Genomic DNA, 8,848 nt, shown 5'->3' with positions numbered 1-8,848 from the left:
TGTACTGAGCGAAGTCGTTGGCGCAGCCTCTCGTAGAGAAGTATTGGGCATTGGGAGTAATAACAAATGACATAGGCGCTTCGCCTTCCCGCAGGGTATGACAAATGACAAATGGCAAATGACCAATGACAAAACCAATAGAAGTCCGCAATCCCCGAACTGGCAAATTTGACTACGTAATTATCCCGCCGCCCTCAAAGCTGCTGGTACAACAATGTAAGCGCACGCGCCGGGCGCAAGTTCGCTGGCAGCAGTTGGGTTTAGAGGGGAGAATTGAAGCTTTACAGCAGTGGAAACAAGCGATATTATCTGGACGCGATCGCTTAACGGAGGCTTTGGTAAATGATACAGGAAGATTGTCAATCTCAGTATTAGAAATAGATTCCTTCCTCTCTAGCATCGATCGCTGGTGTCGGTTAGCGCCGGAGTTGCTGCAAGAATCTGCAAAAAATACAGCTATTCCGTTTATCGCCTTGCAACAAACATCCGTTCCTTATCCCCTAGTTGGGATCATTAGCCCCTGGAATTTTCCCCTGTTGCTGTCTACCATTGATACCATTCCGGCATTGCTGGCGGGTTGTGCCGTGATTGTCAAACCCAGTGAAATTGCTCCCCGCTTCGTAGCACCAATGATTACAGCCCTCAACGCTGTTCCTAAACTGCACGATGTATTAACTTTTGTTGAAGGAGAAGGCGCAACCGGATCTCTTTTGATTGAAAATGTAGATTTGGTATGTTTTACAGGCAGTGTAGCCACGGGGCGAAAAGTAGCAGAAGCGGCTGCTAAACGGTTTATTCCAGCTTTTTTGGAATTAGGAGGAAAAGATCCGGCGATCGTCTTAGAATCAGCCAATTTAGAATTAGCAACCTCAGCAATATTGTGGGGTTCCGTCGTCAACACCGGACAGTCATGCCTCTCAATTGAGCGAATTTACGTTGCAGAATCCATATTTGAAAAGTTTTATCATCAATTAGTAGCCAAAGCACATCGCCTTCAACTAGCCTACCCGACAATTGAAAGTGGAGAAATTGGCCCGATCATCGCCGAAAGACAAGCAGCAATTATTAGCGACCATCTCCAAGATGCAGTTGAAAAGGGAGCAGTAATTCACTGCGGCGGTGTAATTGAAGACTTAGGTGGCGGTTGGTGGTGTCGCCCCACAGTGCTTACCCAGGTTAATCATTCCATGAAAGTGATGACCGAAGAAACTTTTGGGCCAATTATGCCAGTCATGCCTTTTTCCAGAGTAGAGGAGGCAGTATCTTTAGCGAATGACTCAATTTATGGATTGAGTGCTGCTGTGTTTGCCTCGGAAGCCGAAGCCTTAGAAGTTGCGTACCAGATAGATGCAGGTGCTATCAGTATCAACGATGCTGGACTCACCGCTATGATACATGAGGGAGAAAAAAACTCCTTTAAATTCTCTGGTCTGGGAGGGTCACGCATGGGTGCGGCGGCGCTGAAACGGTTCATGCGAAAAAAAGCTATTTTGATGAAAACTAACGCTACCAATGACCCTTGGTGGTTTGAGAATGGGGAGTGATGCCTAGATCAGCCTTAATTGAATCCGAGCAAAATAACTACATTTGCTTGTCTGGTTTTGCTAACTAATTCCAATCCTGTTCTTCTTTCTTGCCGCGACTTTTGTAAATTCCCCCCAAATCGTGAATTTTGCGAGTTTTCTCAAAAAGCTCGGCTTCGGTCAAACCCCACTGTTGCAAGGCTTTATCGAGGTCTTTTTGGATGTCTCTCGCCCCTGGAAACCTTTGATAACGCATTCGCAGTCTAGCCATTTCTGCTAAATTATAGTCTGTCGCCTCTTGAAGGAGTAAAATATCAATAACGGGGCGATCGCGGTTATAAAGAGGATGTTGTTGGTCTTTCCCTGCGGGTGCATCAGTCATCGTCATGTCCTGTTAGCGGATTAGCTAGGGTTTAACCCGTGTTGAGTCCTAAGTTTTTAGTTTAGCTGAGAGAGGGAGGCAGGAGAGGCACAAGAAAATTGTTAAATACTGAAAAATTAACTGTCAACCTTGCAATTCTTTACTTACCCCATTCGGCTACGCTCAGGGCAAGCCCACTCCCTCACTCATCGTAGACGGCAACTACACCTGAGGTCTTACGGCTCTCACCACTGCCACCTAACTTTAAATAAAGTTACATTAGTCCTTAAGAAAATACAAAAAACTTTAGATGAGGGTGAATTTTATCTCACCCAAAGTCCAAGCAGCGAGGGAGCAAGAACCCATTATGTTTGAACACTTCACTTCCGAAGCCATTAGAGTAATTATGTTAGCTCAGGAGGAAGCACGTCGCCTGGGACACAACTTCGTAGGAACTGAGCAAATTCTCCTGGGTTTGATGGGAGAAGGAACTGGAGTTGCTGCTAAAGTGCTGGCCGAATTAGGCGTTACCCTCAAAGATGCCCGCCGTGAGGTAGAAAAAATTATTGGTAGGGGTTCTGGCTTTGTACCACCAGAAATTCCTTTTACCCCCAAGGTGAAAAGCCTCTTCGAGCAATCCTTTAAAGAAGCTCACAGTCTGGGACAGAATTACATTAACACTGAACACTTACTCTTGGGATTGACCGAGGCTGGTGAAGGTGTTGCCGCCAAAGTACTCCAAAATTTAGGAGTTGATTTCAAGAGTGTCCGCAGTGCCATAGTTCGCCGTTTGGGTGAAAATTCACCGGCTTTTGCTGGTAGTGGTAGTCAAAAGCGCACCCAACCGCTAGTTATGGAAGAGTTTGGCAGAAATTTGACCAAATTAGCACAAGAAGGCAGACTCGACCCTGTAGTTGGTCGCCAGAAGGAAATTGAGCGGGCGATCCAAATTCTCGGTCGCCGGACTAAGAATAACCCAGTGTTGATTGGAGAACCAGGAGTTGGTAAAACTGCGATCGCTGAAGGTCTAGCTCAACGTATTATCAATCAGGATGTTCCCGAAAGCTTACAGGGCAAACAAGTTATCAGCCTCGATATGGGGTCATTGGTAGCTGGAACTCGCTTCCGTGGCGATTTTGAAGAACGTATCAAAAAAGTTGTGGAAGAAGTCCGCACTGTCGGCAATATCATCTTGGTGATTGACGAAATTCACACCTTGGTTGGCGCTGGTGGTACAGAAGGTGGCTTGGATGCAGCCAACATCCTCAAACCTGCCTTAGCACGAGGTGAACTCCAGTGCATCGGCGCAACTACCCTTGATGAATATCGTAAGCATATCGAGCGCGATGCCGCCCTAGAGCGTCGTTTCCAACCGATTAAGGTCGGGGAACCCTCAGTAGAGGAAACCGTACAAATTCTCTACGGTTTGCGCGGTGCTTATGAACAACACCACAAAGTCACAATTTCCGATGCGGCACTTGTCGCAGCAGCAGAATTATCAGACCGCTATATTAGCGATCGCTTCTTGCCCGATAAGGCTATAGACTTGATTGATGAAGCAGGTTCTCGCGTTCATCTAAGGAACTCTCAGAGTTCTGCGAATAAAGAACTTAAGCGTGAACTCGCTGGCGTTACCAAATCTAAAGAAGCAGCAGTCAGAGTCCAAGATTTTGACAAAGCTGGAAGCCTACGCGACCAAGAGTTAGAACTCGCAGAACAACTGCAAGCAACATTTACACAAAATGGTCAACCTGTCAACTCTAATGTAGTTGACGAAGAAGACATCGCCCAAATCGTTGCCTCTTGGACTGGCGTACCAGTCAACAAGCTAACTGAATCTGAGTCAGAGTTGCTCCTGCACCTAGAAGACACTTTGCATCAACGTCTGATTGGTCAAGAGCAAGCAGTCTCGGCTGTATCTCGCGGTATCCGTCGCGCCCGCGTCGGCCTAAAAAATCCCAATCGCCCCATTGCTAGCTTTATCTTCTCTGGCCCCACTGGAGTCGGTAAAACAGAATTGGCGAAGGCACTAGCTGGTTACTTCTTCGGTTCAGAAGACTCGATGATTCGCCTAGATATGTCCGAATACATGGAAAGCCACACTGTCGCCAAGCTGATTGGTTCGCCTCCTGGTTATGTGGGATACGACGAAGGCGGACAACTTACAGAAGCTGTGCGGCGGAAACCATACTCAGTGCTGCTATTCGACGAAATCGAAAAAGCACACCCTGATGTATTTAATATGCTGCTGCAACTCTTGGATGACGGTCATCTTACCGATGCTAAAGGTCGGAAAGTGGACTTCAAGAACACGCTGATCATTTTGACTTCCAACATTGGTTCCAAGGTGATTGAAAAAGGTGGTAGTGGTTTAGGCTTTGACTTCGACACTCAAGCCGACGCTAGTTATAACCGCATCCGCACCTTGGTAAATGAGGAATTGAAAGCTTACTTCCGTCCTGAGTTCCTCAACCGTCTTGATGAGATTATCGTCTTCACCCAGCTTTCCAAGGATGAAGTTAAGCAAATCGCGGAAATTATGCTGCGCGATGTTGCTAGCCGCTTGACGGAAAGAGGAATTATCCTAGAAGTTAGCGATCGCTTCAAAGAGCGTGTAATTCAAGAAGGCTACAATCCTAGCTATGGTGCTAGGCCATTACGTCGGGCAATTATGCGCCTCCTAGAAGATTCTCTCGCCGAAGCAATGCTGTCTGGTGAAATTACAGATGGAGACACAGCGATTATCGATGTTGATGATGACTCTCAGATCAGAGTCAAAAAATCAGAAAAACGAGAATTACTGTTGGCAAATGTTAGCTAATAGCTCACCTCTTATCTAAGTAGAGGCACTAACAGGGAAACATCAAGTTAAATGGTATTATATCTTACCCTTAGTAGAAATACTAGGGGCTTTTTTTGTTCAGACTTTTCACGGTATATGGGAAAGGTCAGACTACTGTACACATGAGGTTGTAAATAACTCTTCAAACATAATTTAGATGATGTTATGGAAGTTAGTTTATGGCAATATTGATTCTTCGGTTAATATGTCTGGTGATTTTTGATTCTCAGAATCACCAGATTTAGAAAAACCATCTGCTACATCTTTGATCAAACCAGCTACAGGTACTGCAACTACTAAACCCAAGACTCCAGCAACATTGGTTCCTACAAGCAAAGCAACTAATACCCATATTGGTCTAAGTCCAGTAAATTTACCTAATAATCGGGGTGCGATCGCCTGATCAATGAACTGATCAATCACAACAGCTACTGCAAAAACCTTCGCTGCTAGCCAAAAGTCATGTGTAGCTATGATGAAAGTGATGACAATCAGACTGACGACATCACCAAAGGGAATTAAGCTCAAAAGTCCAACTCCCAAACCAAAGAGTAAACCAAACTGGACTTGAAAAGCTAAAAACAATAATGTTACTGAAAAACCCATCAGCAAAGCCAAACTTCCCTGACCAATCAAGTAATTTTGGAAGTTTTGCTGAATAGACTGGCTAATCTCCTGGGCAACATTTCCAGGTAACTTCTTAAATATCGCCTCCCAAATTCTTGGCCCATCTAACAACAGATAAAAAGTCAATACTACTGTGATTAATGACTCAGAAATACTATCAAGAGTATCTATGATAATGCTTAAAAGTTTATCGGAAAGAAACTCTAATTCATTGGGGAATTTGTTGGTTATTTGTGTTAATAACTGACTGAGATTCACATTTAATTTGTGCCTCAAAAACCAATCATTTACAATCTGAAGTTTTTCTTCACTAGAATCAATCCATTGGGGAAGGACTTTAACCATCTCATTAAATTGCTCTAAAACAATGGGCAATAAAGTGATACCCAAAGCAACAACAATTACCAATGCTAATATAAAAACTAATGCTACTGCATAGCCTCGTTTAACTCCCCTCTGTTGGAGAATCGAAACAGGATAGTTTAAAACGAATGCAAGCAAAGTAGCCAACACAAGAATTGTGACGACAGGTTGAAGATTTTTAACAAGCAAAAATGCTAGCCAACCATTGAGAAAGACTAGAGGAAATAGCAGCGTAAAAATTAACCATCTAAGTAGTTGATTCAGTGAAAAATTCATCATTAATTTAGAAATCAAAATTATTCTAGTTACTAGATTGAACCTGGAAATTAAATATGCCTAATGGGAAGTAGATAACAAAAATCTTCCCCCATTCCCTAGTACAGACGCGATTAATCGCGTCTCTTCCCACTCCCCATTATTCCGATTATAGGACTTACGCATTGACAAGAAAGAGTAAATTATAACGCAAAAAACCATATTTTTCGTAGAGGTTTAGCATTGCTAAACCCCTACAGCATGGTCTATTTACGATCCAACGATAATTAAGAAAAGCCTGAAACAACCTATTTTGATTGATGCACATCATGATGAATTTGTACAGTGCCTAAGTTCTAGATTACTAACTTTCAGCAAAAGCCAAAAATTGCTCCTCATTTATTCGCCCAGCTTGATACAGAGTATTAGTAATTTCCGAAATAGTTAAAACTGCATGACCGCGATATCCATTTTGCTGTAACCTATCTTTCACTCCTTGTTCATGGTCTATTAATACCACAATATCATTAACATTTAATCCTGCTGATTTTAACTTTTCTGCCCCTTCCATAACACTTTTGCCACTGATGAGAATATCATCAACTACCACAACCGTTTCACCAGGATGAAAGTTACCCTCGATTACTTTCCGAGTTCCGTGCGCCTTCACCTCTTTACGAGGGAAAATCATTGGACAATGAAGGCGTAAAGCTAAACCAGTCGCAGTCGGTAAAGAACCATAGGGAATACCTGCTAATCTATCAAAACTAAGATTTTTCAAAATATCCTGATATGCAGTGAGAACTTGATTAAAAACTTGAGGATTGGAAATAATTTTGCGTAAGTCGATGTAGTAAGGAAATATCGCTCCTGACGCTTGGATAAAGCTGCCAAACATAATACAGTCAACGTCATAAAGTTGTAAAATCAAATCTTGTTGGGGGTGCTGATTTAGCAAACAAACATCAGAAAACCACACAGAACAAGTAGAATTGTCATGAATAATTTCAGTTCTGATTTTATTAATTTCTGCGCGTAAAGATTGGACTTCCTGAGATAGTTTTGTCTTTCCCAACATATCTTGAGGAACAGGAATTAGCAAGCCATCACCGTTAGCATTCAACCCTGCTTCTAAAATTTGTTTGAGGTTTTGACCTTCTGCCCAGATGCTACGCGCCATAATGATTCGTTCAGGTGCGATCGCTCGAATAAGTGCTAAGATTTCAGGATTTGTAGTTCCTACTTCCAAACCCAATTGTTCTGGAGTTCCCCAGGTTTTTGATTCTTTGACCACCTGTAAATAAAGGGGTGATTCGTTCGTAGGATATTGTTGTAAAGCTTCTGCACTTGGATTAGAAGTACAGCATAAAATAAATACCGCTTTCTCAGGATATACCAAAAAAGGTGCTACATGATCTTGTCCTGTATAAGGACTGAGAGTGATTGCATCTACTTGCCATTCTGTAAACACAGTTCGGGCAAAGATGGTACTAGTATTTAAGTCACTGTGTTTGGCATCTAAAATAACTGGGATGTGGGCTGGAATAGCTGCTAAAGTTTTGTATAGCAGTTCTAAACCGGGAATACCTAGCGCTTCATAAAAGCCAAGTGTGGGTTTATAGGCACAAACGTAATCGGCAGTTTCTGCAATGATGAATTGTAACCACTTCTCCAAACCAGCGATGAGTTCTTCAGATTCATAACGCACAGGCATCATCTCTGGATTTGGATCAAGTCCTACAAATAGTAAGCTTTGATTTTGCAAGATATTACGATTCAATTTATCAAAAAAGTTCATATTTTTCGGTTTTAAAAAAGGCTTATTAGTTATTGGTGTTTGCGTCTTTGATAGTTCCTTTACCAAAACATCGATTCTGTTAGTTGAGTCCCTCCAGCTTTTTGCCCTAATCGAGAGTGAATAACTGCAAATAAGATAACCATCGGCACTGAGGCAAAGTGAACGATTCGCAATGCTTGCCAACTGCCAAATAGATCCACAATCCAGGGAAATTGAGCAGGTTTATACATTCCTATTCCTGTAAATAATGCCAGCAGCAAAATAGGAATAATTGCTGTATAGGCAATCCGATGCCAAGCATAAATTAGGCGCTGGGAATTTTGAGTTTTTTGTAATGCTTTAAAGTCATTGCCACCTACAAACCGATGTCGCCAGCGCCGAGTAATTAAAACGTAAATTCCATACCACAAAAGATTTAGCGAGAATAGCCACATTGCGGCAAAATGCCAGTTTCTACCTCCTGCGAGCCAACCTCCTAATGTAAATATCGGCGGAATGTGCAAACCTGCACGTCCACCAAAAACAGGGTTGGCGTTGTAAATTTGTAGTCCACTGGTGAGCATGATAAACAGACTAATGATGTTACAGGAGTGGAAAATTTTGGCTCCTATTGCTTGAGTGGGCGGCTTCCGAATTTGAGGGGGAACGGCTGAAGTCATAGATTTGACTGATAAAAGTTGCTGATTATCTGTTTTGGGTAAATAGGCCAGCAAGTTTGGGAATTATTACTTACCCTTATTTTCTCATCCTATGATTCAACAGAACAAGTTTTGAGATGAGGGGATAGCCTTTAAAGTTTGCTAACTCTACCAGTAATTGATCTAGTTTAGTGAAGTTTAGGTGTGCGATCGCTTCTAGATTTACACTTCTTTTCTAGAGCGATGTCTCCGACGGGCTACGCCTACGCCAGCTTTCGGCTCAATGATATACCAAAATGAATGCGTAAATTACTTAAATGAGTAAGCAAACTGGGGTTTGAGAAAGTAAAAGCTGCTTTTGCTTGCGGAAAACACTAAAATGCGAAATTAAAAGCTGCTTTTGAAGAAGTAAAAGCTACTTTTGTTTGTGGAAAACACTAA

6 protein-coding genes are annotated in these 8,848 nt (G+C 42.6%); 2 read left to right on the top strand and 4 right to left on the bottom strand.

Annotated elements, in window-relative coordinates; all coding sequences use genetic code 11:
- Positions 1 to 125: 125 nt before the first annotated feature.
- Positions 126 to 1,544 (top strand): aldehyde dehydrogenase family protein, encoded by a 1,419-nt coding sequence (locus HWQ38_RS03055; protein ID WP_292789917.1) that lies wholly within the window; start codon positions 126 to 128, stop codon positions 1,542 to 1,544.
- A gap of 64 nt (positions 1,545 to 1,608) precedes the next feature.
- On the opposite strand, the gene HWQ38_RS03050 is transcribed toward HWQ38_RS03055, so the two are convergent.
- Positions 1,609 to 1,905, bottom strand: coding sequence for a DUF3288 family protein (locus HWQ38_RS03050; protein ID WP_292789916.1), 297 nt, complete (start codon positions 1,903 to 1,905; stop codon positions 1,609 to 1,611).
- Positions 1,906 to 2,251: 346 nt separating this feature from the next.
- Between HWQ38_RS03050 and HWQ38_RS03045 the strand changes: the two genes are divergently transcribed.
- Positions 2,252 to 4,705 (top strand): ATP-dependent Clp protease ATP-binding subunit, encoded by a 2,454-nt coding sequence (locus HWQ38_RS03045; protein ID WP_292789921.1) that lies wholly within the window; start codon positions 2,252 to 2,254, stop codon positions 4,703 to 4,705.
- Positions 4,706 to 4,903: 198 nt separating this feature from the next.
- On the opposite strand, the gene HWQ38_RS03040 is transcribed toward HWQ38_RS03045, so the two are convergent.
- The 3 genes from HWQ38_RS03040 to HWQ38_RS03030 form a co-directional block, all read right to left on the bottom strand.
- A complete protein-coding gene (locus tag HWQ38_RS03040) occupies positions 4,904 to 5,992 on the bottom strand; it encodes an AI-2E family transporter (RefSeq protein ID WP_292789919.1) in 1,089 nt (362 codons plus the stop codon).
- Between the two features lie 343 nt (positions 5,993 to 6,335).
- The gene (locus tag HWQ38_RS03035) at positions 6,336 to 7,769 is read right to left on the bottom strand and encodes a bifunctional orotidine-5'-phosphate decarboxylase/orotate phosphoribosyltransferase (RefSeq protein ID WP_292789915.1); all 1,434 of its coding nucleotides are present in this window, start codon (positions 7,767 to 7,769) and stop codon (positions 6,336 to 6,338) included.
- A 59-nt stretch (positions 7,770 to 7,828) separates the two neighbouring features.
- On the bottom strand, positions 7,829 to 8,428 hold the full coding sequence (locus tag HWQ38_RS03030) for a cytochrome b/b6 domain-containing protein (RefSeq protein WP_292789913.1): 600 nt from the start codon (positions 8,426 to 8,428) through the stop codon (positions 7,829 to 7,831).
- Positions 8,429 to 8,848 lie beyond the last annotated feature (420 nt).

The sequence above is a fragment of the Nostoc sp. NMS7 genome (assembly GCF_017115085.1).
Taxonomy (GTDB): Bacteria; Cyanobacteriota; Cyanobacteriia; order Cyanobacteriales; family Nostocaceae; genus Nostoc.
This window is presented reverse-complemented; position numbering and strand designations above follow the sequence as displayed.